Genomic DNA, 23,366 nt, shown 5'->3' with positions numbered 1-23,366 from the left:
CTAGGCCTCCACCTTGAAGCGCTTCAACCGCAGTGCATTGCTGACGACGCTGACGCTCGACAGCGCCATGGCGAGCCCGGCGAAGACCGGCGAGAGCAGGATGCCGAAAGCCGGATAGAGCACGCCCGCCGCGACCGGGATCAGCAGGGCGTTGTAGCCGAAGGCCCAGGCGAGATTCTGGCGGATGTTGGAAATCACCGCCTGCGACAGCGCGATCGCACGGGGCACGCCCATGACGTCGCCCGACATCAGCACGACATCGGCGCTTTCGATCGCGATATCGGTGCCGGTGCCGATGGCGATGCCGACATCCGCCTGGGCGAGGGCGGGGGCGTCGTTGATGCCGTCGCCGACGAAGGCGACCTTGGCGCCGCGGCCCTGCAGGCGCTTCACCACCTCGGCCTTGTCGGTTGGCAGCACCTCGGCCCAGACCTCGTCGATGCCGAGGCCGCGCGCGACCGCTTCCGCCGTGCGCCGGTCGTCGCCGGTCACCATCGCGACCTTGAGGCCGAGCTTGTGCAATGCTGCGATGGCCGCGGGCGTGGTCTCCTTCACCGCGTCGGCAACCGCGATGATTGCGGCGATCCTGTCGTCGATTGCGGCATAGAGCGGGGTCTTGCCGGCCTCGGCCAGCGCCTTGGCGCGGGCGGCGAAGGGCGCGATGTCGAGCTTGGCCTCTTCCATCAGCCGGTGGCCGCCGATCGCGACCTTGCGGCCCTCGACCGTCGCGGTGACACCGCGGCCGGGATCGCTGGTGAAATCGGCCGGCTCGGCGAGCGTGAGATTGCGCGCCTTGGCGGCCGCGACCAGCGCCTGCGCCAGCGGATGCTCCGAACGGTTCTCGGCCGAGCCGACGAGGCGCAGCACATCGTCGGCAGCAAAGCCAGCGACTGGCTCGATATCGGTGAGCTCGGGCTTGCCCTTGGTCAGCGTGCCCGTCTTGTCGAGCGCAACGATCTGGACGTCCTTCAGTGCCTGCAAGGCGTCGCCCTGACGGAACAGGATGCCGAGCTCGGCGCCGCGGCCGGTGCCGACCATGATCGAGGCCGGGGTCGCAAGACCCATGGCGCAGGGGCAGGCGATGATCAGCAGCGCGACGGCATTGACCAGCGCATGCGACAAAGCCGGGCTCGGGCCGAAGCTCAGCCAGACCGCAAAGGTCAGCAATGCCAGCACGATCACGACCGGGACGAACCAGAGGGTGACGCGGTCGACCAGCGCCTGGATCGGCAGCTTGGCGCCTTGCGCGGCCTGCACGGTTCGCACGATCTGGGCGAGCAGCGTGTCGGAGCCGACCTTCTGCGCGGTGAAGCGCAGCGCGCCGGAGCCGTTGACGGTGCCGCCGGTGACAGTGCTGCCGGCTTCCTTGCGGACGGGGGCGGGCTCGCCGGTGATCATTGATTCATCGACGAAGGAAGAGCCGTCGGTGACCTCGCCATCGACCGGGACGCGCTCGCCCGGCCGCAGGATCACGACATCGCCGGGGCGGACGCTGTCGACGGCGACATCGCTCTCGGCGCCGTCGCGCAGAACGCGGGCGGTCTTGGGCTGGAGCGCGATCAGGCTGCGGATGGCAGCGCCGGTGCGGCCTTTGGCGCGGGTCTCGAACCAGCGCCCGAGCAGGATCAGCGTCACGATCACCGCGCCGGATTCGAAATAGGTGCCTTCCGTGCCCATCGGCAGCAGGTCCGGCAGGAAGGTCGCGACGCTCGAATAGAGATAGGCCGCGCCGGTACCGAGCATGACCAGCGAGTTCATGTCGGGCGCCAGCCGCAGCAGCGCCGGGAAACCCTTGCGCAGGAAGACGAGACCCGGCCCGAACTGGACGATGGTCGCCAGCGCGAAGGAGAAGACGCGCACGTTCCACTCGCCGAAGGTGCCGGCGAGCCAATGGTGCAGGGAGGGAAACATGTGGCTGCCCATCTCGACCACGAGCAACGGCAGCGTCAGCAGGCCGGCGAGGATGACGGAGCGCAGCAGCTTGCCCTGCTCCTCGTCCTTGGCAGCCTGCCGGCGCGTGTCGGCATCGCCATCGGCCGCGGCGATCGGGCTCGCTTCATAGCCGGCGCCGGCGACGGCCTTGACCAGGGCCGGGACGATCTCGTTGCCGGCGAGCGTCTTCACGCTGGCGCGCTCGGTCGCGAGGTTCACGGTGGCCTCGATCACGCCCGGCACGGCGCGCAGGGCCTTCTCGACATGGGCGACGCAGGAGGCGCAGGTCATGCCCGAGACCGACAACTCGATCGTGTTCTCGACCGGGGTGTAGCCGCTCTGGCGGACCGCCGCCTCGACCTGCTTCAGGTCAGTTCCGCCCTTCGCGAAGCTGACATGCGCCCGCTCGGTCGCGAGATTGACCGAAACCGCATCGACGCCCGGCACCGCCGCGATGGCGCGCTCAACATGGGCGACGCAGCTCGCGCAAGTCATGCCCTCGACGCCCAGATCTAGGGTTTCGAGGTCGTTCCTGCTCTTGTCGATGACCGTCATCGCCGTCTCCTTCATGGTGATGACAGGCGATATAAGGTTTCCCATTATGGGAAGGTCAAGGTTGGTCCCATGACTTTTTGGGAGGGCCGTGCGGCGCCCGGTTCAGGGCATCTCGACCGAGACGCTCTTGATCACCGCATGGACAGGCTTCCCGGGCGCCAGCCCCAGCAGGGCAACGGATTTCGCAGTGATGCGCGCCGCCAGCTTCGCCTCGCCGCAAGCGATGAGCAGATGCACGGTGCTGCCGCCGGTGCCGCTGCGCTCGCCGATCTCGGAGACCTTTCCCGACAGCACGTTGAGCGCGCTGATCTCGGCTGGCTGGCCGAGGCTGAGCATGACGTCGCTGGCGAGGATGCGGATCTTGATCCGCTGGCCCTGCCGCAGCGTGCCACGCGCGATCGTCAGCAGTCCGGCTGGTGTCGTCAGTCGCGCCAGCCCGAAAGCCTCCTCGAAGCCGGCGACCTCGGCGGATAGCAGCGTGCTCGCCTCGGGTGCGCCCGGCCGTGCGGCCAGATCGGGGCGGGACAGGATGTCGGCCGTGGGGCCGCAAGCGGCGATGCGCCCGTTCTCGACCATGGCGACCGTTGTGGCGAGGCGCGCGACCTCGGCCAGCGCATGCGAGACATAGACGATGGGAATGCCGGCCTCGTCGCGCAGGCGCTCGATATGCGGCAGGATCTCGGCCTTGCGGGCTTCGTCGAGCGCCGCCAAGGGCTCGTCCATCAGCAGCAGGCGCGGCTGCGCCAGCAAGGCGCGGCCGATGGCGACGCGTTGCTTCTCGCCGCCGGAGAGCGCGCCGGGACGACGCCGCAGCAGATGGCCTATGCCAAGCAGGTCCAGCACCTTGTCGAGCTCGGCCGGCTTGCGCTGCGCACGCGGCACGAACCAGTGTCCGAACAGCAGGTTCTGCCGCACGGTGAGATGCGGAAACAGCCGTGCTTCCTGGAAGACATAGCCGATGCGCCGACGGTGCTTCGGCAAGAAGATGCCGCGCCCGGTATCGACCAGCGTCTCGCCATCGACACGGACATGGCCGGAATCGGGGCGGATCAGCCCGCCGATGACATTGACCAGCGAGGTCTTGCCGGAACCCGAGCTGCCGAACAGGGCGGTGAGACGCCCATCGGAGGTGAAGCTCGAATCGAGCGTGAAGTCTCCGAGCCTGTGGCGGACGGCGATATCGAGGACATCGGTCATTCGACGGCGATCCGGCGGCCGACGATGCGGGCCATCAGTTCGGACAGGAAGAGCGCCGCGACCGAGATCACGATGGAGATCAGCGTCAGGCGCATTGCGCCGGCATCGCCTCCCGGAACCTGCGTGAAGGTATAGATCGCGGAGGGCAGGGTCTGCGTCTCGCCGGGAATGTTGGAGACGAAGGTGATCGTCGCGCCGAACTCGCCCATCGCCTTGGCGAAGCACAGGATCATGCCGGCGATGATGCCGGGCAGGCAGAGCGGCAGGGTGACGACGAGGAATACCCAGAGCGGGCTGGCGCCGAGCGTCCCGGCGGCGGATTCGAGTTTGCGGTCGACCGCCTCGATCGAGAGCCGGATGGCGCGCACCATCAGCGGGAAACCCATCACGGCGCAAGCGAGCGCCGCGCCGGTCCAGCGGAATGAGAGCACGATCCCGAACCAGTCATAGAGGAACTCGCCGATCGGCCCGCGCCGGCCGAAGCCGACGAGCAGCAGATAACCTGTCACGACAGGCGGCAGGATCAGCGGCATATGGACGATGGCGTCGAGCAGGGACTTGCCCCAGAAGCGCCCGCGCGCCAGCAACAGGCCAACCGCGAGCCCCAGCGGCAGGCTCGCGAGCATGGCGGTCGTGGCGACGATGAGGCTGAGCCTCACCGCCGTCCATTCTTCAGGCGAAAGCGTAAGCCAGTCGGTCACGAAGCGGCGATCACGAAGAGCTGGCGGCCTTGTTGAGCACCGTGAAGCCCTGCTTCTCGAAGACGGGCTTTGCGGCGGGGCTGCGCAGATAGGTCAGGAAGGCCTGCGCGTCGGGATTGGCCGAATCCTTGGTGACGGCGACCGGATAGATGATCGGCGGGTGCGAATCCTCGGGGAAGGTCGCGACCACCTTGACCTGCGGATCGGCGGCGGCGTCGGTCGCGTAGACGATGCCGAGCGGGGCCTCGCCGCGCGAGACCAGCAGCAGCGCGGCGCGGACATTGTCGGCCTGCGCGATCTTGTCCTTCACCTTGTCCCAGCTACCCAGCTTCTCCAGCGCGGCCTTGCCGTATTTGCCGGCCGGGACGGAATCGACATTGCCCATGGCGAGGCGGCCGTCACCGACCGCGCCCGCGATATCGACGCCGGGCTTGAGGTCGAGCCTGGCGGTCGAATCCTTGCCGGCGACCAGCACGATCCGGTTGGCGAGCAGGCTGACGCGGGTATCCGGCTTGATCAGGTTCTTGCTCGCCGCATAATCCATCCAGTCGAGATCGGCCGAGACGAAGAGATCGGCCGGGGCGCCGTTCTCGAGCTGCTTCGCCAGCGTGTTGCTGGCGGCATAGGAGATCTTCGGCGCGGGCTTGCCGCTCTCCTTCACCCAATTGGCGGCGGCCTCGTCCAGCGCGTTCTTCATGCTGGCGGCGGCGAAGATCACGAGATCCTGCGTCTGCGCCTGCGCGGCGTCGAAGGCGGGAGCAAAGCTCACGGCAAGGACCAGGCCCATGCCCAGCAGGGTGCGGCGCTTCAACATGTTGTTCCTCGCTCGAATTTCTCGTTGTATATCGATGGATATAACGATGGTTGCCGCGCGTCCCGACCCAAGTCAAGGCGCGGCGGCGGCCGTGTTGTCGCAAGGAGAGGACGAGCCATGAAGATCAGCGCCCGCAACCAGCTCAAGGGCAGGATCGTCGAGATCACCAAGGGCGCGACGACGGCCCATGTCCGCATCGATATCGGCGGCGCGATCGTGACCTCTTCGATCACCAATGCGGCCGTGGACGATCTTGGCCTCACCGTCGGCAAGGAAGCCTATGCCGTGGTCAAGGCCTCCGACGTGATGATCGCGATCGACTGACGGGCTCGCTTATATGGTCCGCGAGAACGAGATCCGCGAGAAGGAGGTCGCCGTCGCGCCGCCACAGGCGACCGACGCCGGTCTCGTCTTCATCGGCACCATCCGCACGCCCTGGACCTCGCGGCTGGTCTGTCCGCGTCAGGGCAGGGCGGACGGTCCGGTCTGCCGCATCGAACTCTTCCCGCCCTGGGACGAGGCGCTGGAGGGCATCGAGCGCTTCGAGCGATTGGAGGTGCTCTATTGGCTGCATCAGTCGCGCCGCGATCTCGTCCGCCAGAGCCCGGCCAATAACGGCGAGACCCACGGCACCTTCGCGCTGCGCACGCCGGTCCGTCCCAATCCGATCGGCACCTCGATCGCGACGCTGGTCGCGCGGGAAGGGCGGGTGCTTCTGGTGCGCGGGCTCGACTGCCTCGACGAAACGCCGCTCCTCGACATCAAGCCGGACCGCACGCTCTTCACGCCGATCGCTCCGCCGCAGCCCGGCGATTTCGAGACGGGCTGAGGCGGTCGGCGTTTGTCTAGAGGTTCTTCCTCAGCAGCCATTCGCCGCTGCTCGTGACTTCGTTCGCCTCGATGAACCCTGCCGACAGGTAGAACCCCAGCGGGCTGTGCTCTCCTCGAACGACGCTCGTGCTGAGTCTGGCGACGCCGCGCGTCTTCAGCATCGCGAAGGTCTGCTCAAGCGCGGCGCGTCCATAGCCTTTGCCCTGATGCCGCCGGTCGATCATGAAGCGCCAGAGATAGGCGGTATCGGGCTTGTCGTCCTCGCGCCAGAGGATGAAGCCGACGGGCTCGTCCCCGGCATAGATCGCCCGAAAGGTTGCGCGCGGCTCGAAATGCGCCTGAGCGATCGAGATCGCGACCGGCGCGACATTCCCGCGCTGTTCCTCCGCGACCTCCAGTCCGCAGATGGTACGGACCGTCGCCGCGGTGATCTCGCGCAGCTCGACGATCATGGCGGAGGCGGATGAAATCGGCCGAGATAGGCCTCGGCCCGCGGCATGGCGTTATGCAGGAACTGGCCGGGCTCGCGGAGCCAGAGGCCGCCATAGCCGCGCGACTTCGCCTCCGAGACGAGGACATCGGCCGGGAGTTCGATGAGGGAGGCCTGCCAACCCGGCCAGCGCCTCCGGGCTCCGCGCCAGGTGTGAGTAAGGAACCGATCCTTCTCCGCATAGCCGTGATAGTCGAAGGCCCAGCCGCCGCCATCGACGAAGATATGATTGCCAGTATGGCCGGCCGCCGGCTTGATCCAGAGCGCCCGCATGCCACGCTCCCCCCATCTCATAAGGAATGCATAAGCGAGGATGTGGCAGGCGCCGCAGGCGAAGAAAACCCGATCTGGCAGAGCCCAGCGTATCTGCGCATCGCTCTTGCGATAGCCCGGAGTGCGCGGCTGATACATGGTTGGTCAGGGGTTGTTTCAGCGAACCTGCCGCGCTCCGTTCACCCGTGCGGGTGCTTGTGGATCGGGTCGACCCAGTAGACCTCTTCCGGCTTCTCGACCGGGTCGACATCGGTGATGTTGACCACCACCGCCTCGTTGTCCGAGCGCACCAGCACGCATTGCAACGGGTTGTCAGGATCGGCGTTGATCTCCTGGTGCGGCACGAAGGGCGGCACATAGATGAAATCGCCCGGCCCGGCCTCGGCGACGAATTCCAATCGCTCGCCCCAGCGCATCCGCGCCTTGCCGCTCACGACATAGATCACGCTTTCGAGATCGCCATGGTGGTGCACGCCGGTCTTGGCATTGGGCTCGATCGCGACGGTGCCGGCCCAGATCTTCTGAGCGCCGACGCGGGCATGGTTGATCGCCGCCTGCCGGAACATGCCGGGTGTCTGCGCCGTGTTCGGGTCGAGCTTGTCGCCGGAGATGACGCGCACGCCGTCATGCTTCCAGCGCGGCTCGCCGTCATGGCTGTGATCATGCGGATGGTCGTGCGAATGGTCGTGATCGTGGCTCATCGATGCCTCCCGCTCAGCCCTGCTGCGCCGGTCCGGTCGCGACCGGCCGCTCGCCCATGCCCCATTCGGACCACGAGCCATCATAGATCGCCTTGGCCGGCTTGCCGACGGTCTCGAGCGCCGTCGACAAGATCACGGCCGAGACGCCCGAACCGCAGGTCATGATCGAAGGCTTGTCGAGATCGACGCCGGCATCCTTGAACAGCGCGACGATCTCTTCCGGGGACTTCAGCCGGCCATCGGTGGTGAGCTGCGATGACGGCAGGTTGAGCGAGCCGGGAATATGGCCGGAGGCCAGGCCAGGCCGGGGCTCCGCAGCCTCGCCACGGAAACGGTCGGCTGCGCGGGCATCGACCACCTGGATCGCCTGCGAGGCGGTGGCGCGGGCCACGTCATCGGCATCGGCGACGGCGCCGTTGTCGAGCCTTGCGGTGAAGCTGCGGGGCTGGCGCGCCTTCGGACGATCTTCCTCGACCGGCCGGCCTTCGGCGAGCCATTTCGGAAAACCGCCGTCCAGGATGACCACATCGCGCGCGCCGAAGACCTTGAAGGTCCAGCGCACGCGCGGCGCCGAGAAGAAGCCGAGCCCGTCATAGACGACGATGCGCATGCCGTCGCCGATGCCGAGCGCGCCGACCGCCGCCGCGAATTCGGGCGCCGAGGGCAGCATATGGGGCAGGGACGAGCGGGTATCCTTGATCTTGTCGATATCGAAATGGACCGCGCCCGGAATGCGACGCTGGGCATATTCGGCCGCGCCGTCGCGCTTCTGCGCCGGCAGGTACCAGGAGGCATCGACCACGACGATATCGGGCGCATTCAGGCGCTCGGCCAGCCACTCGGTCGAAACGAAGACGTCTTCACGGGCCATAGTCGTATCCTCTGGGCATCAGCTTTGGTGATCTCAGGCCAGCGCGATCCGGACGCGCCGGTTCTGCTTGCCCTTCTTCTCGATATCGGTGACCGCGACCGCGCCGATCTCGGCGGTGTTGCGGACATGGGTGCCGCCGCAGGGCTGCAGGTCGATATCGCCGATGGCGACGAGCCGGACCCGGCCCGACCCGCGCGGCGGCTTCACCGACATCGTCTTGACGAGACCCGGATTGGCGTCGAGCTCCTCGTCGGTGATCCAGCGCTCGGTCACATCGGCATGGCGTGCGACGAGCGCATTGAGCTTCTCGCTGATTTCGGCCTTGTCGAGCCCGCCTTCGGGAATGTCGAAGTCGAGCCTGCCGTCGCCATCCCCGATCGAGCCGCCGGTGACCGGAAAGGACAGAACGACGCTGAGCAGATGCAACGCAGTATGGATGCGCATCCGCTTGAAGCGGCGCTCCCAGTCGAGCACGACCATCACCGCCTCGCCGGGCGCAGGCAGGGCCTGCCCTTCGGCCGGGACATGGATGACCCGGCTCTTGTCCTCGGGATCGTAGATCGTGGTGGCGATGGCGATCTGGCTGCCGTCATTGCGGCGCAGATGCCCGGCATCGCCCGGCTGGCCGCCGCCGGTCGCGTAGAAATTGGTCCGGTCGAGGATGATGCCGCCGCGTTCGTTGACGGCCTCGACCGTCGCAGGCGTTTCCCTGAGATAGGCATCCTGTCGAAAGAGAAGTTCGGTCGGCATGATCTCGTCATTTCGCTGGCGGCGCGGAGCGCCCTTCCGGCGCAGACTGCACCGATTGAGCCAGCCATGCCACCGCGTTGGCGGGATAGCGGGGATGATTTCGGCCGCATGGCTTTCGGTCTGATGATTCGATGCCTAGATGACTGTCCCGCCAACCCGGAGCTGTCATGGCCTTGCCCCGCATGAAGCCGCAGGACGGCATCGCCTGGATCACCGGTGCCAGTTCCGGCATCGGCGCCGCGGTTGCGCTCGAGCTGGCGGCACGGGGCTGGACGGTTGCCGTCACCGCCCGGCGTCTGGAAGTGCTTGAGCGCCTCGCCCGCAGCGCCGAGAACCTGCCGGGCCGTATCGTCGCCCATGCCGGCGACGTGACCGACGCGCAGGGCATGCGGAATGTCAGTGACGCGATCGAGAGCATCCATGGGCCGATCGCGCTGGCCTTCCTGAATGCCGGCATCGCGTCGGGCCAGGGCAGGGCGATCGATGTCGAGACGGTCGAGAAGGTGGTGGGCGTCAACCTGCTCGGCGTCGCCAAGAGCTTCTTCGCCGTTCAGCCGCGCATGGTCGCGCGGGGCAGGGGGCAGATCGCGGTCAATGCCTCGCTGGTCGGCTATCGCGGCCTGCCGGGTGCGGCCGCTTATGGCGCGGCGAAGGCGGGGGCGATCTATTTCTGCGAATCGATGCGTTTCGACTGCGAGGCGGCCGGCATCCGGCTGCAACTGGTCAATCCCGGCTTCATCGAGACCCCGATGACGGAGGGCCGCCGTTTCCCGATGCCCTTCCTGCTGACGGTGGAGGACGGGGCAAGGCGAATCGTCGATGGTTTCGAGCGCGGCGGCTTCGAGGTCACCGTGCCGCGCCGCCTTGCCTGGATCCTGAAGGTCGCGCGTCTCCTGCCTTACCCCGTCTATTTCGCGCTGATGTCCCGCTTCGCCGAGCGCAGCGGCTGAACCGGTCAGCGACCGCGGATCGTCGCGAAGGCGTCGAGCGCGCGCTGGCGTCCGAAGGCGAGATCGACGAGCGGGGCAGGGTAGGTATCACCGATTCGAACGCCAGCCTCGCGCAGGGTTTTCTCCGAAGCCTTCCAGGGCTGGTGGATATCCCCATCGGAAAGCCCTGCCAGCTCCGGCACCCATTGGCGGACGTAAGCCGCGCGCGGGTCGTGGGTTTCTCCCTGCGTGACCGGGTTGAAGATCCGGAAATAGGGCGAGGCGTCGGCGCCGGAACCTGCGACCCATTGCCAGCTCGCGGCGTTGTTGGCCGCATCGGCATCGACCAGCGTGTCCCAGAACCAGGCTTCGCCCGCCCGCCAGTCCTGCAGCAGATGCTTGATCAGGAAGGAGGCGACGACCATTCGCACGCGGTTATGCATCCAGCCGGTCGTCCAGAGCTCGCGCATGCCGGCATCGACGAGCGGAATGCCGGTCTGCCCGCGCTGCCAGCGGCTTAGCGCCTTGTCGTCGGGCTGCCAGGGGAAGGCGTCGAAGCGCGAATCGTAATTTCGGGTCGCGAGATCGGGATTGTGGAAGAGCAGGTGGTGGGAAAACTCGCGCCAGCCGATCTCGGACAGGAATTTCTCGGCATCGCGCTCCGATCCTGCGGCTTCGCCGGTGGCGCGGGCGTGGTGCAGAGCATGCCAGACCTGCCGCGGGCCGATTTCGCCGAAATGCAGATGCGGTGACAGACGCGACGTCGCGGCCCGGTCCGGCCGGTCGCGGTCTTCGGCGTAGCCTGAAAGCCCGCTGCCGAGAAAATCGTCGAGACGCGCCGCGGCGCCCGATTCTCCTGGTGTCCAGGCGGCCCGCAGACCGCCGGCCCAGTCCGGCTTCCGGGGGGCGAGCCCAAGATCATCAAGCGAGACCGTCAGCGCCTCGATCGAATCGGGCAGGGAGAATGCAGGGATTCGCGCGGGAGCGGCGATCGGAGCAGCCGGCTCGCCCTTCTGGCGGGCAGCACGCCAGTAAGGCGTGAACACCTTCATCGGCTGCCCGGTCGAGGTGGTCACCTGCCAGGGCTCGTTGAGCAGATGGCTGTTGAAGCTGCTGACATCGATGCCGTTTCCGGACAAGGCCTCCTTGAGCCGGCTGTCGAGTGCGATCTCCTTCGCCTCGTAGCGGCGGTTCCAGGTGACCCGGTTGATCCCTGCCTCTGCCGCAACGCGCGGCAGCAGTTCGGCTGGATCGCCTTTCATCAGCACGAGCCGCCCGTGCCTCCGTGCGAGTGCTTCGCCAAGCGCATCGAGCGAGCGCGACAGCCACCAGCGCGAGGCGCCGCCGATCGGGCGGCGATCAGGACCTGTATCGAGAATGTAGAGGCATAAATTCGGCCCGCCCTCTACGGCGGCGAGAAGGGCCGGGTTGTCCGCCAGCCTCAGATCGTTTCGGAACCAGTGAAGGGTGCGCCCGGTCATCATTCCTCATCCCCGGCACGGCCACGCAGGCCGCAATCCCCGATCAACGCGGCCGAAGCGGAGCGGGACCGGACAAGAGGAAAGATTTTTGGAAGCGATGGCTCGCGGGGCTTCGAAAACGGGCCGGCTTCTGCCGAATCTGTTATCGTCGCTCAGATTTCCAGCGGCAGATGCAGGATATCGGCGACCAGCCAGGATACGCCTGCGGTTCCGGCCATGAGGACCGCTATCAGAATGGCTTCGAACATGACGCTACTCCGCCCCGGACGGGCAGCTGCCACTAACTCAAATTTTAACGATCTGTAAATGAAGTTCTTAAGGCGAATCACAGCCTGAACGATGGCTCCCGATGGACGGCTGTTGAGACGATGGATGCATTGGAGGAAGCCGGTCTCGATCTCGAGCTCGGAGAAATCGGCCGGAGGCTGGATACCCTGTTCAGCGCGCGCCGCCCGCGGACGCCGCCGCGGCACAAGCCTGCGGCATTCGAAGTCTCGGCCGCCGAGGCAGGGGCCGGTCGCCTGCGGGTGATGCTGGACGCCAACCTGCCGGAGGCGATCGGCCGGACGATTCTCACGCTGGCGATCAAGCATGGATCGGGTCCGAAGCCAGGAGAGGGCCCGCAGAATGCCGCTTCGGCTTCGTCGGCCGATGCCGCCCGAAAGGACTGACGAGCTCCCAAAAACCGCGACGGCGACCTTCGCTGCTTGAAATCGGGAACCCGAAGCCTGCTCGGGCGTCCCTTTCATGATGACTGATCCGAAAAAACCGCCTTTGGATTTTTGGCTCTGGCTGGCCGTCATCGGCCTGACGGTGATCGTCGCGGTGTCGTCGCTGACATTTCCGGAGCGGGTCGCACCGGATTTGTTCCAGCCTTCCTCCACGGCGCGCTGAGAGGGAGAGGGTGCCACCGATCCCGTCGATCGGGCTCAACCGGGCTACCGGACCCTTGCCCGGCCAGCCGCCGCTGCCGGGCACCATGCGAAAATCCGCAGGGACATCATCGGGATGCGCAAATGGGCTCCGCAGGCGCAGATCCGCATCGCCGCCGGAAACCGGAACGCCACAGCAGCGATCAAAAGGAGAAAAGCGCAATCATATCAGCGCTTGAGATCTTTGGAGGCCTCGCCCGGAATCGAACCGGGGTGCAAGGATTTGCAGTCCTCTGCGTAACCACTCCGCCACGAGGCCTTCCGGCCAAAACGGCCACGGCCGCTTCAGCGAGAGCGCACTAACCACAAGCCGTGCGCCGCCGCAACCCGGCATCGCAACTTCCACAGCAGCGGCGACAAATCTGCCGGGTCGGCTCGCAAGGGGGTTGCACTATCCCGATCGCGCCGCTAAGACGCCGCCACGTTGTTCCCGGATAGCTCAGCGGTAGAGCAATCGACTGTTAATCGATTGGTCGCAGGTTCGAATCCTGCTCCGGGAGCCAGCCTCCTCCTGACATCGACGGTTCGTACTTGCTGAACGGCAGAAGCAGCCTGCTGTCAGCCGGCGCTTGCCTTTTGCGCGAGCCTCGAACAGAAAGCTGCCGAAGAACGGCGCGATCGCTGCACCGGTTCGATGCGGCTTCACAGCAGCGGTCGCCCCTTGCAGCACCGGCGTCGTGGACGGAGAGTTCGGGCATGGACGATTTTACCTCGCTGCGCCGCAATATGGTCGATTGCCAGCTGCGCACCTATGACATCACCGACCGGGCCGCGCTGGCGGCTGCGGATTCGGTGCCGCGCGAAGCGTTCGCTCCCGAGAACCTCGCCCATCTCGCCTATCTCGATCAGGCGATTCCGCTGCCGGGCACCGGCCGGGCGCTGATGACCCCGATGGTCGCCGTGCGGATGATCCAGCTGCTCGATCCGCAGCCGGGCGAAGACGCGCTCGAATACGCCGGCGGTTCCGGCTACGGGGCGGCATTGATGGCCCATATGGGCGCCAGGGCCACGCTCTGGGAGCCCGACGCGCCGGCACGCGCCTTGGCGGAAGCGGCGCTTGTTCGCGCGGGCGCCGCCGGCGTGACGGTCACAGCTACGCAGCCCGGCGATGCCAGCTTCGACACCATCCTCGTCAGCGGGGCCTGCGAAATCGTGCCCGAGGCGCTTTTCCCGCTGCTGCGGCCGGAAGGCCGGCTCATCGTAGTCGAGGGCCTGGGCCGCGCCGCGCGGGTCATGCTCTATCTGAAGTCCAGCGACGCCGTCTCCGGCAGGCCGGTTTTCGACGCGGCGGCGCCGGTCCTGTCGGAGTTCCGTCGTCCGGCGGCCTTCGTTTTCTGAAGCGATTGGTGTCGCATTTTTGCGGCACTGCACGAACGAAACCATTCCGGAGCCGCCCAATCCGTTGGCGGAAGGCGCCGAAACGGTTATGAATTGCAACTCTGCCGAGGCTGGGGCGATGCCTGGGCGCGACTTTCAGTGCGCACATGAGGCGTCCACGTGTATAAAAGCGACGAAAAGACTTCCCGGTTCGGACTCTCCGCCGTCTTCGCCCTGGCGTTGGCGGGCGGCTGGGTGGGGCCGGTTTCGGCTCAGACGATGGAAGCCGCGCTCGCGCGGGCCTATTCCGCCAATCCCACGCTCAACGCGCAGCGCGCCTCGGTCCGCGCGACCGACGAGAACGTGCCGCAGGCGAAGGCGGGCTATCGCCCGCGAATCACGGCCTCGGCCGATATCGGTGCCAGCATCACGGAATCGGGAATTCCGGCCTTCGCCAGCACCTCGCCGGTCCATACCAACAACGTATCCCGCCTCGGGCCGCGCGGCGCCGGCGTGCAGATCGACCAGAACATCTTCGATTCCGGCAGGACCCGCAGCGCCGTCGGCCAGTCCGAATCGCAGGTTCTCGGCGCTCGCGCCACGCTGCGCAACACTGAGCAGAACGTGCTGCTCGATGCGGCGACGTCCTATATGAACGTGCTGCGCGACACGGCGATCCTCAATCTCAACCGCAATAACGTCGAGGTTCTTGAAGAGCAGCTGCGCCAGACGCGCGACCGCTTTCAGGTCGGCGAAGTGACGCGCACCGACGTGGCGCAGGCGGAAGCCCGCCTGTCCTCAGCGCGGTCCCAGGCGATTCTCGCCGAATCGAACCTGAAGACCTCGGTGGCCCGCTTTCGGCAGAATGTCGGCACCGAGCCGCGCTCGCTCGCTCCGGGGCGCCCGGTCGAAAGGCTCTTGCCGAAATCCTTGCCGGCTGCGCTGAATCAGGCCCTGTCGAACCATCCGGCCATCATCGCCTCGCTTCACGGCGTCGATGCCGCCGAGCTCCAGGTCAAGGTTACCGAGGCGGATCTCTATCCGGTGGTCGGCGTGCGCGGCGTGGTCCAGCAGCGCTACGATACCCAGTTCTCCGGCGACAATCGCTTCTCGGCCAGCATCGTCGGCACGCTGACGATCCCGATCTACGAGGGTGGCCAGGTCTATGCCCGGACGCGCCAGGCCAAGGAAACGGCGGGCCAGCGCCGGATCGAGGTCGATACCCAGCGCGACACCGTGCGCGCCGCGGTCGTCTCCGCCTGGGGCGGGCATGAAGCGGCCAAGGCCCAGATCGTCGCCGCCCAGGCACAAGTCGAGGCGGCCTCCACCGCCTTGTCCGGTGTCCGCGAGGAGGCGAAGGTCGGCCAGCGCACCACGCTCGACGTCCTCAACGCCCAGCAGGAACTGGTGAGCGCACGTTCGAGCCTCGTCGTCGCGCAGCGCGACCGCGTCGTTGCGTCCTATGCGGTGCTGTCTGCCGTCGGCAAGCTCTCCGCCCAGTCCCTCAAGCTCAAGGCCGAGGTCTACGACGCCCGCCAGCATTACGAGCAGGTCCAGGGCAAGCTCTGGGGCACGCAGACGCCCGACGGTCGCTGAGCCCCGGCGGCACAGCCTCACACCACGGCGTATTCGGGCAACAGGGCGGATTTCTCCTGTGGGAGAGCCGGTTGGCGCCTTGTCTGACAGCAACACCGTGGAATACTGCGCTCGTGGAGCAGCGTTGATTCTGTCGGCGCGCCCGGTGTCCAACGGTTAGACTCATGAGCGCGCAAGCCAAGCCCAGCGAACCGTCGATGGAGGAGATCCTTGCCTCCATCCGCCGGATCATTTCGGACGATGAGGCGAAGCCGGCCGATGAGGCTGCAGCGCCGCAGGTGGACGTGGCGCCGGAGCCCGAGCCGGTTGCGGCGATCGACGACGATGTTCTCGATCTCGGAGCCGAGGCAGCCCTGGTCGCAGCACCGGAGCCCGCGCCGGCCGCACTCCCCGACGATGCCGATATCGCCTTCATCGAGGAGGAGCCCGCCGCGGCCCTGCCTCCGGAACCGCCGGCCCCTGCCATCGAGCCGCAGCCGGCTCTAGTTCAGCCCGAAGCACGGCCGGAGCCCGCTTCCACGCCAGTCCCCGACATGGCGAGCCTGCTGTCGGATCAGGCCAGCTTCGTCGTGACCAATGCCTTCGGCCAGCTCGCCAACACCGTGCTCAGCAACAATGCGCGGACGTTGGAGGATCTGGTCAAGGACATGCTGAAGCCGATGCTGAAGACCTGGCTCGACGACAACCTGCCGACCATGGTCGAGCGACTGGTGCGCGCCGAGATCGAGCGCGTCGCGCGAGGCGGCCGAAGTTAAGCCAGTCGAACCGAAACGCGGGAGCCGCGCTTCGGTCGAACCTGCTCAGTTCCCGCTGGCCGCCCGTCGACGCCGTGTCGGCGCGCGTCTCCGCTCGAAAGCGCCAGCCTCCTGCAGCCGCAGCAATCCGTAGCCGAGCATGGCGAAGGCTGTCGCCGGCGCGCCCAGCCGCGAGACCAGCATGGTCAGGCCGACGGCGACCGGGCGGGGGTAGCGGCCGGAAGCCGCTTCGACGGCAAACCAGGCCCCGAGGGCATGGACCAAGAGTTTCATCATCGCATCCTGCTCGTCGTTGCGGGGGTCAAAGGGGAACCTTGCGGTTTTCGCCGAGGTCAGGCTTGGCGCCGGTCAGGGCGGCCGCAGCCATCTTGACGCTGGTGACGATCTTGCCGGGGCTGTCCCAGAATTCCGCCATGCTCGGCCGGACGCGCAGCACCCGGATGTTCGGGTCGTTCTCGTCGTCCCAGAACGCCCGGTTGCTCGCATCCCAGAGGTCATGCACGCGCTGGCGGTCGTCGAGCACGGTCGCGGTGCCCGTCACCGAGAGATAGCGCTGGCTATCGGTATCGGCGAAGGCGACGCAGACATTGTCGTTGATCTGGATCTCGTCGTCCTTGTGGTGGCGGCGGTCGGTCAGGAAATAGATCGCATCATCCGCGCGTTCGCCATGGGCGTGCATCGGCCTGGCACGCAATTCATCGCCCTGACCGTCATGGGTCACGAGCATCGCGAACTTGATCGAATCGATCAGGTCCCAGACCCGTATCTGGTCGCTGTGGTGAGGCATGTCGCTCTCCCTGCTGGCTGTCGTTGGCTGCTGCTTGGTCCAACGGGGCGCGGCGCGGCTGGTTCCGTCGCAAAGGCCGCGAGCCAAGCGGAACCACTCGGCGTTTCGCGCGTATGAGGAAGGGCGCGCCGGCATCGGCCCCGCGCCGACGTCACAACGTCGCTCCGATAGTCCTTCTCGATATGGGGGTTTGCCATGGCCAAGACCGCAGCCAAAGCCGCGCCGCGTAGCACACCGAAGAGCGCGACGACGGGAAGGGTGGTCAAATCCAGCCGGATCGACCTGGCCTCGAACACCAAGACCAAGGTCATCGGCCTGCTCAACGAGCGCCTCGCTGACGGCATCGACCTGTCGCTGCTGACGAAGCAGGCACACTGGAACCTGAAGGGCCCGGGGTTCATCGGCATCCACCTGATGCTCGATGGTTTCCGCGCCGAGCTCGACACCCATGTCGACACGGTCGCCGAACGCATCGCCCAGCTTGGCGGCATCGCTTTCGGCACGACGCAGACCACGGCCCAGTCGACCTCGCTCAAGCCCTATCCGACCGAGATCGTCGCCGTTCCGGACCATCTCGCGGCGCTGATCGAGCGCTATGCCGCTACCGCCAACAAGGTCCGCGAGGCGATCGACGCCTGCGACGAGGCCGGCGATGCCGATACCGCCGATATCCTGACCGCCTATTCCCGCATGCTCGACAAGTCGCTCTGGTTCCTGCAGTCGAACCTCGCCTGAGGTCCGTGCAGAATGGCCGCGTATCATCGAAAACGTTGACGCGCGGCCCGTGCATGGGTTCTTAAGGCGCGAGACCTTTTTGGCCCATGATTTTCCGGCCGGGGCAGGTTCCCCGGCCTTTCTGCGTTCGAGCGATGCGATGATGGACAAGACTTTCGAACCGGCCGCCGTCGAGGCCCGGATCAGCAAGGCCTGGGACGAGGCGCAGGCCTTCAAGGCGGGCAGGGGGGCGGCACCCGGTGCCGAGCCCTATTGCATCGTGATCCCGCCGCCGAACGTCACCGGTTCGCTGCATATGGGCCACGCGCTCAACAACACGCTGCAGGACGTGCTCTGCCGCTTCGAGCGCATGCGCGGCAAGGACGTGCTCTGGCAGCCCGGCACCGACCATGCCGGCATCGCGACGCAGATGGTGGTCGAGCGCAAGCTCGCCGCCGAGAACCGCACCGACCGGCGCAGCATGGGCCGCGAGGCCTTCCTCGCCGAGGTCTGGAAGTGGAAGGCGGAGTCGGGCGGCACGATCTTCAATCAGCTTCGCCGGCTCGGCGCCTCCTGCGACTGGTCGCGCGAGCGCTTCACCATGGACGAGGGGCTCTCGGCCGCCGTCCTCAAGGTCTTCGTCGGCCTGCACAAGCAGGGGCTGGTCTACCGCGCCAAGCGGCTGGTGAACTGGGATCCGAAATTCCAGACGGCGATCTCCGACATCGAGGTGCTGCAACTCGAGAAGAACGGCTCGTTCAAATGGCAGCGCGGCGGCGAGGAGGCTTTCGACGCAGCCAAGCTCGACAAGGTGCTCAATCGCGACCCGAACGGCCATCTCTATTATTTCAACTACCCGCTCGAAGGCGTGGCCTACGATGCGGACGACGCTTCGACCTTCATCACGGTCGCAACGACGCGCCCCGAGACGATGCTGGGCGATACCGGCGTCGCGGTTCATCCCGAGAACGAGACGATCGGTCACCTGATCGGCCGCAACGCCGTGCTGCCGCTTGTCGGCCGCGTCATCCCGATCTTCGGCGACGACTATGCCGATCCCGAGAAGGGCACCGGCGCGGTCAAGATCACGCCGGCGCATGATTTCAACGATTTCGAGGTCGGCAAGCGCCACCAGCTCGACGTCGTCAACATCCTCGATGGCGAGGCGCGTATCCTCCTCGCCGGGAACGAGGAGTTCCTGGCCGGTGCGACGCCTGAAGCCGAGACGATGGCCCTCGACGGTGCCGATCGCTTCGCCGCGCGCCGCCGCGTCGTCGAGATGATGGCCGCACGCGGCCTGCTCGCGAAGGTCGAGCCGCACGCCCACACCGTGCCGCATGGCGACCGTTCCGACGTCGTCATCGAGCCCTGGCTGACCGACCAGTGGTATGTCGACGTCAAACCGCTGGCCGAGCGTTCGATCAAGGCGGTCCGTGACGGCCGCACCAAGATCACGCCGGAGAACTGGACGAAGATCTATTACGACTGGCTGGAGAATATCGAGCCCTGGTGCGTCTCGCGCCAGCTCTGGTGGGGCCACCAGATCCCGGCCTGGTTCGGGCCGGACGGCGAGGTCTTCGTCGCCGAGTCGGAAGCAGAGGCACAGACGCTGGCGATGGCGCATTACGGCGACACCGTCGCGCTGAAGCGTGACGAGGACGTGCTCGACACCTGGTTCTCTTCGGCGCTCTGGCCGTTTTCGACCCTGGGCTGGCCGGAAGAGACCCCCGAGCTGAAGCGCTACTATCCGACGGCGACGCTCGTCACGGGCTTCGACATCATCTTCTTCTGGGTCGCCCGGATGATGATGATGGGCCTCAACTTCATGGACGAGGTGCCGTTCCGCGACGTCTACCTTCACGCGATGGTTCGCGACGAGAAGGGCGCGAAGATGTCGAAGTCGAAGGGCAACGTCATCGACCCGCTGACGCTCGTCGACACCTATGGAGCGGACGCGCTGCGCTTTACCTTCGCGGCGATGGCGGCGCAGGGCCGCGACATCAAGCTCAGCACGCAGCGCGTCGAGGGCTATCGCAACTTCGCGACCAAGATCTGGAACGCCGCGCGCTTCGCCGAGCTCAATGGCTGCGCGCGAGCCGAAGGCTTCGACCCGGCATCCGTCAAGCAGCCGCTCAACCGCTGGATCCTCAGCGAAGCCGCGCAGGCGGCCGAGGAGATCGCGGCCGGCATCCCGAGCTTCAGGTTCAACGAGGCGGCGGGCGCGGCCTATCGCTTCGTCTGGAACCAGTTCTGCGACTGGTACCTTGAGCTTGCCAAGCCCGTGCTGCAGGGCGAGGGCGTCGATGCCGCCGCCCGGGCCGAGACGCAGGCGACGGTGGCTTATGTCATCGACCTGATCTGCCAGCTCCTGCATCCGTTCATGCCGTTCCTCACCGAGGAGCTCTGGGCGCAGAAGGCCGAGGCCGGCGCACCGCGCAAGCTTGCGGAGGGCGACGCCTCGCTGGTCTGCCTGACCCGCTGGTCCGACCTCTCGGCCCTCAAGGACGCCGCGGCAGAAGCCGAAATCGGCTTCGTCGTCGACCTGATCTCGGACATTCGCTCGGTGCGTTCGGAAGTGAACGTTCCGGCCGGCACGCAGGCACCGCTCGTTCTCGTCAATGCCTCGGCTGCGACGCGCGCGGCGATCGAAAGCTGGCGGCCGATGATCGAACGGCTGGCGCGCGTCTCCGACATCGCCTTCGAGGCGGCGGCGCCGGGCCAGTCGGCCCAGATCATCGTGCGCGGCGAGGTCGCGGCACTGCCGCTGGCCGGGCTGATCGACCTCGATGCCGAGCGTACGCGCCTGACCAAGGAGCTCGCCAAGCTCGACCAGGACATCGCAGTCGTCGAGAAGAAGCTCGGCAACCCCGATTTCATGGCCCGCGCGCCGGACGAGATCGTCGAGGAGAATCGCGAGCGCAAGGCTGCGGCCGAGGCCCGCAAGCTCAAGGTCGCGGAGGCGCTGACGCGGCTGGCCTGACCCGGGGTATCGCATTCCGGTCACGCCCGTGTCGTCAAATTGACGCTGATCCAAGAGAGGACTCGCATTCCCATGCGGACCCCGCTTAGATGCGCCCGACGCAAACCCGTCATGCAGAATGTGTGACGGCACAAGGACCGGCTGTTCAGAACCCATGCTCAAGCGAGCCTATGACTGGTGCGTTTCCTACGCCTCCCATCCCGCGGCCCCCTGGCTGCTCTTCGGCCTCACCTTCATTGAAAGCTCGTTCAGCCCGCTGCCGCCGATTCCGCTGCTGATTCCAATGTGCATCGCCCGGCCGGACCGGGCCTGGTTTTATGCCGGCATCTGCTCGCTGGGCGCCGTGCTCGGCGGCTATCTCGGCTATGCCATCGGGGCGCTGCTTTACGAGTCGGTCGGCGCCTGGCTGATCGGCATCTACGGGCTGCAGGACAAGGCCGCTACCCTGATCGCGACCTCGCAGGACTACTGGTTCTGGGTGCTCGTGACCAAGGGCCTGACGCCGATCCCGTTCAAGATCGTCACGATCATGTCCGGCTTCCTGCATTTCGACCTGTGGAAGTTCACCATCGGCATGGTCGTCTCGCGCGCGACCTTCTTCCTGATGATCGCGGTGGCCTTGCGCTTCTATGGCGACGACATCCGCATCTTCATCGAGAAGCACCTGCCGATGACGGCGCTGGCCCTTGTCGTGGTCATCGTCGGCGGCTTCTTCGTGCTGCCGATGGTGCTGTAAGCAGCCGTTACGTCACCCCGCCGCCCTGAACTTTGTGACATCGGCGCAACACCCGGACGGGAACGGTGCCCGGCACCCCAGCGACCTCCACAATCGCCGCGAAGCCGCCACAAACGAAGCCCAGCAAAACGCTGCGTTAAGTGCCTGAGATATATCGAAATCGGGAGTAACGCGCCGGTCCTTGAACGGTTCCGGACGGTTTTCGGGTTTTCGGGGGCGCGATTGCTCCCGGTAGGCGTGGCGTGGCACATCTTCGCGCCGTGCTGATCGGGGGACAGGGCGAGTGGCGATGGACGGGCGTGTGTACGACAAGTCGAGGCTGCCGAGCCGCCATGTGAGCGTCGGCCCGGCCAAGGCCCCGCACCGCTCCTATTATTACGCGATGGGCATGACCGCGAAGCAGATCGCGCAGCCCTTCGTCGGCGTCGCCTCCTGCTGGAACGAGGCGGCCCCCTGCAACATCTCGCTGATGCGCCAGGCCCAGGCCGTGAAGAAGGGCGTCGCCTCCGCCAGCGGCACGCCGCGTGAATTCTGCACCATCACCGTCACCGATGGCATCGCCATGGGCCACCAGGGCATGAAGTCGTCGCTGGCCTCGCGCGAGGTCATCGCCGACTCCGTCGAACTGACCATGCGCGGCCATTGCTACGATGCGCTCGTCGGCCTCGCCGGCTGCGACAAGTCGCTGCCCGGCATGATGATGGCGATGGTGCGCCTCAACGTGCCCTCGATCTTCATCTATGGCGGCTCGATCCTGCCCGGCACCTTCAAGGGCCGCCCCGTGACCGTGCAGGACGTCTTCGAGGCGGTCGGCAAGCATTCGGTCGGCGCGATGTCCGACGAGGACCTGAAGGAGCTCGAGGAGGCTGCCTGCCCCTCGGCCGGCTCCTGCGGCGCCCAGTTCACCGCCAACACCATGGCGACGGTCGCCGAGGCGATCGGCCTTGCGCTGCCCTATAGCTGCGGCGCGCCGGCGCCCTACGATGTCCGCGACACCTTCTGCTACACCGCCGGCGAGATGGTGATGGAGCTGATCGCGAAGAATATCCGCCCGCGCGATATCGTCACCCGCAAGGCGCTGGAGAACGCCGCGATGGTCGTCGCCGCGACCGGCGGTTCGACCAACGGCGCGCTGCACCTGCCGGCGATCGCGCATGAATGCGGCATCGATTTCGACCTGTTCGAGGTCGCCGAGATCTTCAAGAAGACGCCCTATATCGCCGACCTGAAACCGGGCGGAAAATACGTCGCCAAGGACATGTTCGAGGTCGGCGGCATTCCGTTGGTAATGAAGAGCCTGCTCGATGCCGGCTATCTCCACGGCGACTGCATGACCGTCACCGGCCGCACCATCGCCGAGAATATGGCCTCGGTGAAGTGGAACGACCAGCAGGACGTGGTCTATCGCGCCGACAAGCCGATCACGGTCACCGGCGGCGTCGTCGGCCTGCAGGGCAATCTGGCGCCGGAAGGCGCGATCGTGAAGATCGCCGGCATGCCCGAGGATCAGCTCGTCTTCACCGGCCCGGCCCGCTGCTTCGACCGCGAGGAGGACGCCTTCGAGGCCGTCCGGAACCGGACCTACAAGGAAGGCGACGTCCTCGTCATCCGCTACGAGGGCCCCAAGGGCGGCCCCGGCATGCGCGAGATGCTGTCGACCACCGCGGCACTCTACGGCCAGGGCATGGGCGACAAGGTCGCGCTGATCACCGATGGCCGCTTCTCCGGCGCCACACGCGGCTTCTGCGTCGGCCATGTCGGGCCTGAAGCCGCTGTCGGCGGCCCGATCGGCCTGATCCGCGACGGCGACATCATCGAGCTCGACGCCATCACAGGAAAGCTCGCAGTCCGCCTTTCTGATGCCGAACTTGAGTCGCGTCGTAAAAGCTGGGCGCCGCGAAAGACCGACTACAATTCCGGCGCGCTGTGGAAATACGCGCAGACCGTCGGCTCCGCCAAAGGCGGCGCCGTCACCCACCCAGGAGGGGCGGCCGAAACCCATTGCTATGCGGATATCTAGCTCA

24 protein-coding genes and 2 tRNA genes are annotated in these 23,366 nt (G+C 66.6%); 12 read left to right on the top strand and 14 right to left on the bottom strand.

Annotation, left to right across the window (positions count from 1 at the left end; translation table 11 throughout):
* The 4 genes from ASE61_RS14390 to modA all read right to left on the bottom strand — a co-directional run bounded on the left by ASE61_RS14390 (position 1) and on the right by modA (position 5,199).
* The gene (locus ASE61_RS14390; protein WP_061968327.1) at positions 1-2,487 is read right to left on the bottom strand and encodes a heavy metal translocating P-type ATPase; all 2,487 of its coding nucleotides are present in this window, start codon (positions 2,485-2,487) and stop codon (positions 1-3) included.
* 102 nt (positions 2,488-2,589) lie between these two features.
* On the bottom strand, positions 2,590-3,684 hold the full coding sequence (modC, locus tag ASE61_RS14385; RefSeq protein WP_061967958.1) for a molybdenum ABC transporter ATP-binding protein: 1,095 nt from the start codon (positions 3,682-3,684) through the stop codon (positions 2,590-2,592).
* Entirely contained in the window at positions 3,681-4,385 is a 705-nt protein-coding gene (modB, locus tag ASE61_RS14380) for a molybdate ABC transporter permease subunit (protein WP_061967957.1), read from the bottom strand. Before modB ends, modC begins: the two co-directional genes overlap by 4 nt.
* 10 nt (positions 4,386-4,395) lie before the next feature.
* Positions 4,396-5,199 carry a molybdate ABC transporter substrate-binding protein gene (gene modA, locus ASE61_RS14375; RefSeq protein ID WP_061967955.1) on the bottom strand — a complete coding sequence of 268 codons (804 nt, stop codon included), beginning with the start codon at positions 5,197-5,199 and terminating at the stop codon, positions 4,396-4,398.
* A gap of 117 nt (positions 5,200-5,316) precedes the next feature.
* Between modA and ASE61_RS14370 the strand changes: the two genes are divergently transcribed.
* Together ASE61_RS14370 and tsaA are read left to right on the top strand one after the other, a co-directional pair.
* Complete coding sequence (locus tag ASE61_RS14370) at positions 5,317-5,523, top strand: TOBE domain-containing protein (protein ID WP_061967953.1); 207 nt, start codon at positions 5,317-5,319, stop codon at positions 5,521-5,523.
* Positions 5,524-5,536: 13 nt separating this feature from the next.
* Complete coding sequence (gene tsaA, locus ASE61_RS14365) at positions 5,537-6,028, top strand: tRNA (N6-threonylcarbamoyladenosine(37)-N6)-methyltransferase TrmO (protein ID WP_061967951.1); 492 nt, start codon at positions 5,537-5,539, stop codon at positions 6,026-6,028.
* 16 nt (positions 6,029-6,044) lie between these two features.
* Here the strand turns inward: tsaA and ASE61_RS14360 are convergent, their stop codons facing one another.
* From ASE61_RS14360 to ASE61_RS14340, 5 genes are all read right to left on the bottom strand, one after another.
* Positions 6,045-6,482: a GNAT family N-acetyltransferase gene (locus ASE61_RS14360; protein WP_061967950.1), complete on the bottom strand. Its 438-nt coding sequence runs from the start codon at positions 6,480-6,482 to the stop codon at positions 6,045-6,047.
* Positions 6,479-6,793, bottom strand: coding sequence for a hypothetical protein (locus tag ASE61_RS14355; protein WP_244492839.1), 315 nt, complete (start codon positions 6,791-6,793; stop codon positions 6,479-6,481). Before ASE61_RS14355 ends, ASE61_RS14360 begins: the two co-directional genes overlap by 4 nt.
* Positions 6,794-6,972: 179 nt before the next feature.
* Complete coding sequence (locus ASE61_RS14350; protein WP_061967946.1) at positions 6,973-7,494, bottom strand: cupin domain-containing protein; 522 nt, start codon at positions 7,492-7,494, stop codon at positions 6,973-6,975.
* Between the two features lie 13 nt (positions 7,495-7,507).
* Positions 7,508-8,365 carry a 3-mercaptopyruvate sulfurtransferase gene (gene sseA, locus ASE61_RS14345; RefSeq protein ID WP_061967944.1) on the bottom strand — a complete coding sequence of 286 codons (858 nt, stop codon included), beginning with the start codon at positions 8,363-8,365 and terminating at the stop codon, positions 7,508-7,510.
* Between the two features lie 33 nt (positions 8,366-8,398).
* Positions 8,399-9,115, bottom strand: a complete 717-nt coding sequence (locus tag ASE61_RS14340) for an alanyl-tRNA editing protein (RefSeq protein WP_061967943.1) — start codon at positions 9,113-9,115, stop codon at positions 8,399-8,401.
* Positions 9,116-9,282: 167 nt separating this feature from the next.
* On the opposite strand from ASE61_RS14340, the gene ASE61_RS14335 reads away from it, so the two are divergent.
* Positions 9,283-10,065 carry an SDR family NAD(P)-dependent oxidoreductase gene (locus tag ASE61_RS14335; protein ID WP_061967941.1) on the top strand — a complete coding sequence of 261 codons (783 nt, stop codon included), beginning with the start codon at positions 9,283-9,285 and terminating at the stop codon, positions 10,063-10,065.
* 5 nt (positions 10,066-10,070) lie between these two features.
* Here ASE61_RS14335 and ASE61_RS14330 read toward each other — a convergent pair whose 3' ends face one another.
* Together ASE61_RS14330 and ASE61_RS26520 are read right to left on the bottom strand one after the other, a co-directional pair.
* The gene (locus ASE61_RS14330; RefSeq protein WP_061968326.1) at positions 10,071-11,525 is read right to left on the bottom strand and encodes a cryptochrome/photolyase family protein; all 1,455 of its coding nucleotides are present in this window, start codon (positions 11,523-11,525) and stop codon (positions 10,071-10,073) included.
* A 152-nt stretch (positions 11,526-11,677) separates the two neighbouring features.
* Positions 11,678-12,118 (bottom strand): hypothetical protein, encoded by a 441-nt coding sequence (locus tag ASE61_RS26520; protein ID WP_156407101.1) that lies wholly within the window; start codon positions 12,116-12,118, stop codon positions 11,678-11,680.
* Between the two features lie 154 nt (positions 12,119-12,272).
* Between ASE61_RS26520 and ASE61_RS26515 the strand changes: the two genes are divergently transcribed.
* Positions 12,273-12,419, top strand: coding sequence for a hypothetical protein (locus tag ASE61_RS26515; protein WP_156407100.1), 147 nt, complete (start codon positions 12,273-12,275; stop codon positions 12,417-12,419).
* 223 nt (positions 12,420-12,642) lie between these two features.
* Here ASE61_RS26515 and ASE61_RS14320 read toward each other — a convergent pair.
* Positions 12,643-12,716: transfer RNA gene (locus ASE61_RS14320), tRNA-Cys, on the bottom strand.
* Between the two features lie 169 nt (positions 12,717-12,885).
* Between ASE61_RS14320 and ASE61_RS14315 the strand changes: the two genes are divergently transcribed.
* The 4 genes from ASE61_RS14315 (at position 12,886) to ASE61_RS27500 (ending at position 16,125) form a co-directional block, all read left to right on the top strand.
* Positions 12,886-12,960, top strand: a tRNA-Asn gene (locus tag ASE61_RS14315).
* A 193-nt stretch (positions 12,961-13,153) separates the two neighbouring features.
* On the top strand, positions 13,154-13,795 hold the full coding sequence (locus tag ASE61_RS14310; RefSeq protein WP_061967937.1) for a protein-L-isoaspartate O-methyltransferase family protein: 642 nt from the start codon (positions 13,154-13,156) through the stop codon (positions 13,793-13,795).
* A gap of 159 nt (positions 13,796-13,954) precedes the next feature.
* Positions 13,955-15,370 carry a TolC family outer membrane protein gene (locus ASE61_RS14305; protein WP_061967935.1) on the top strand — a complete coding sequence of 472 codons (1,416 nt, stop codon included), beginning with the start codon at positions 13,955-13,957 and terminating at the stop codon, positions 15,368-15,370.
* Positions 15,371-15,534: 164 nt separating this feature from the next.
* Positions 15,535-16,125, top strand: coding sequence for a PopZ family protein (locus tag ASE61_RS27500; RefSeq protein WP_320409876.1), 591 nt, complete (start codon positions 15,535-15,537; stop codon positions 16,123-16,125).
* A 45-nt stretch (positions 16,126-16,170) separates the two neighbouring features.
* On the opposite strand, the gene ASE61_RS14295 is transcribed toward ASE61_RS27500, so the two are convergent.
* On the bottom strand, positions 16,171-16,398 hold the full coding sequence (locus tag ASE61_RS14295; RefSeq protein WP_113585417.1) for a hypothetical protein: 228 nt from the start codon (positions 16,396-16,398) through the stop codon (positions 16,171-16,173).
* A 28-nt stretch (positions 16,399-16,426) separates the two neighbouring features.
* Complete coding sequence (locus ASE61_RS14290) at positions 16,427-16,912, bottom strand: pyridoxamine 5'-phosphate oxidase family protein (protein ID WP_061967930.1); 486 nt, start codon at positions 16,910-16,912, stop codon at positions 16,427-16,429.
* A gap of 195 nt (positions 16,913-17,107) precedes the next feature.
* On the opposite strand from ASE61_RS14290, the gene dps reads away from it, so the two are divergent.
* The 4 genes from dps to ilvD all read left to right on the top strand — a co-directional run bounded on the left by dps (position 17,108) and on the right by ilvD (position 23,362).
* The gene (gene dps, locus ASE61_RS14285; RefSeq protein ID WP_061967928.1) at positions 17,108-17,647 is read left to right on the top strand and encodes a DNA starvation/stationary phase protection protein Dps; all 540 of its coding nucleotides are present in this window, start codon (positions 17,108-17,110) and stop codon (positions 17,645-17,647) included.
* A 139-nt stretch (positions 17,648-17,786) separates the two neighbouring features.
* Positions 17,787-20,606: a valine--tRNA ligase gene (locus tag ASE61_RS14280; protein WP_061968324.1), complete on the top strand. Its 2,820-nt coding sequence runs from the start codon at positions 17,787-17,789 to the stop codon at positions 20,604-20,606.
* 154 nt (positions 20,607-20,760) lie between these two features.
* A complete protein-coding gene (locus ASE61_RS14275; protein WP_061967927.1) occupies positions 20,761-21,342 on the top strand; it encodes a YqaA family protein in 582 nt (193 codons plus the stop codon).
* A 289-nt stretch (positions 21,343-21,631) separates the two neighbouring features.
* Complete coding sequence (gene ilvD / locus ASE61_RS14270; RefSeq protein WP_061967925.1) at positions 21,632-23,362, top strand: dihydroxy-acid dehydratase; 1,731 nt, start codon at positions 21,632-21,634, stop codon at positions 23,360-23,362.
* The last annotated feature ends 4 nt before the right edge of the window (positions 23,363-23,366 follow it).

This window comes from Allobosea sp. Root670, assembly GCF_001429415.1.
GTDB lineage: Bacteria > Pseudomonadota > Alphaproteobacteria > Rhizobiales > Beijerinckiaceae > Allobosea > Allobosea robiniae.
Note: the sequence above shows the minus strand (reverse complement) of the source record. Positions and strands in the feature narration are given on the sequence as shown.